The organism is Okeania sp. SIO2F4, from assembly GCF_010672385.1.
In the GTDB taxonomy this organism is placed as follows: domain Bacteria; phylum Cyanobacteriota; class Cyanobacteriia; order Cyanobacteriales; family Microcoleaceae; genus Trichodesmium.
Genome location: NZ_JAAHGT010001274.1, coordinates 1 through 1,982, shown reverse-complemented (window position 1 = coordinate 1,982; position 1,982 = coordinate 1). Strand labels below are relative to the sequence as shown.

The following is a 1,982-nucleotide window of genomic DNA, read 5'->3' as shown; positions in this document are numbered from 1 at the left end:
TTGACCATTGCTCAAATAGTCAATAAACTCAATCCTGAAACATTAAGTGAGCTTACGGGTATTGAGTTTGAACGAATAGCAGATATAGCAGTAGGTCAATCTCCACCTACTAATTTAGAGTTGGTTTTGTTGGCTAAGGAATTGAAATATATTGGATTAGACGCTCAAAAGCTCAAGCAGATGAGAGACAGAGATTATCAAGAATCAAACTCTTGATGGTTGAGCGATCGCTACAACTTTTTTCAAAAATTAAACTTACTCATGGAACTTCAAAAGGAGGGAGACTGGACTTGTATCCTCGAAATGTGCTATACTCATAGTTCAAAAGTTTTTAAATTTTGTTTGCTATTGGGAAGTTGAGAGCTTCCTGGTAGCTTTATTTTTGTCAAGGCACAGCTTTGTGCTGTTAATTTCAATATCTTACCTAATCAGTAGTATTTGTGTCAACTTCTTTCTCAGAATATTTTCTCAGAAAAACCGATAATTCATTGTAAAAATCAGCGTAAAAAAGTAGTTTTTGGACGTATATTGCTTCGGTAGTTAAATCCTTCCAGTTCTTGAGAGTATTCCGAGCTAAACCTGTTACTTGCTCCAGTTCCTCAAGGCACTTTGCTTTATAGCCCCATTGGCCAGGAGTTATCCCGTATTTTCTGGGAACCCACTTCTCGCAGTATTCTTTAGGCTGCATTCAACTTAACTAATAAGGTACAGGTTCATGATCGGCATTAGAGACAACCACTACTGGATTTACTTGGATGGGTCTTATATACTTTATCAGTATTGGTTTTAAAACATTTTGTACCAATTAGGTATATGATCTATATGCTTCGGAATTAAGCAATCGCTACAAACCTCAACTCATTCTCTAAAAAACAGCTTTTAAAAAACTATTTTATAGAACGAATTTGTTCAGCTTTAAGAATTTGTAATTTCGACAACAAGGTGTGTACAGCTTCTAGATGCTCCACCTTGAAGTGAATTACAAACCCTTTTCCGTCCCGGTTATACCCCGGACAGCTTAAGGCTATCCCCTCCTCACCCTCTCCCAAAGTTGTTTTTGTCGAAAACAGCCCGTCGTCGGAAGTTAGACTGTAATGAGTGTCCGTCCAGGTTCTGTGCGGGGAGTCGGAAATTTGAGTAGTTTTGTTCATCAAGTACCTCCGTAGAGGCCCATACGGGCAACTCTTAGATGAGTGTGTCTGTATTTGACAAATACAGTTGTTACGCCGTGGCTTTGGTGAGTCACGGGTTTTTTTTGCTCTATTTTGGCCAAAAGATTAATTACGGAACTTGTGTTGATTATATACAAATTAAGCACAAAAAAGCAATATTTAATTTGTAAAAATTTGATAAAACAAGTTTTGTAACATATAATGTGCTAATTAGATACGAATAAGCCTACCATTGAAGCAGAAAGTTTCTATGAAGAGGATATGAGTGAGTAAGAGATACTATTTCACCCTACCTGACAAAATTGCTGAAGCTTTGGATTACTGGGCCGATATGGAAGGAAACAAACCATCATCTTTGGCCGGATTTATTGTGGAGCAAGCCGTTAGGCAACAAATTGAGTCTAGCCGACTGCCAATCGAGATATTTGGAGAGGTGAATCCGCCTCGGTATGAAAAGTTCAAGCATCTACTGTTGGACAACTACGATAAGTTATCTGAAGATCCTTATTTGAAGTCAAGGCTGGGGTGGTTACTGGAAGGACATTGCCCTACCACAGAGGATAAATTAAGAATTGTTATAGTGACGAGATTCAACGAAAAATATCTAGACAAGCTGATAGAGGCATCATTCGCTAATGGAAATGGAAACAAGACAAATGTTTGACTTACCAGGTTGGGATGTCCAACTGGGTTGTGGTGTTATTCGACTTTGTTAACCTGATAGTTCAGAAGCTGCATTTTTAGCAAAAGGAGCAAAAGCCAAGCTTCATAAAATTTCTGAACGAATGGGAACATTGATTGAAATATTGA

The 1,982-nt window shown here is 38.1% G+C and carries 3 protein-coding genes; 2 read left to right on the top strand and 1 reads right to left on the bottom strand.

Translation table 11 applies throughout. From position 1 onward, the window contains the following. The coding region (locus F6K22_RS39610; protein WP_293110517.1) for a hypothetical protein at positions 1-216 on the top strand (216 nt) is incomplete at its 5' end. A 208-nt stretch (positions 217-424) separates the two neighbouring features. Here the strand turns inward: F6K22_RS39610 and F6K22_RS39605 are convergent. After that, entirely contained in the window at positions 425-688 is a 264-nt protein-coding gene (locus F6K22_RS39605; RefSeq protein WP_293110516.1) for a hypothetical protein, read from the bottom strand. A gap of 749 nt (positions 689-1,437) precedes the next feature. Here F6K22_RS39605 and F6K22_RS39600 point away from each other — a divergent pair. Continuing rightward, entirely contained in the window at positions 1,438-1,836 is a 399-nt protein-coding gene (locus F6K22_RS39600; RefSeq protein ID WP_293110514.1) for a ribbon-helix-helix domain-containing protein, read from the top strand. Positions 1,837-1,982: the final 146 nt, after the last annotated feature.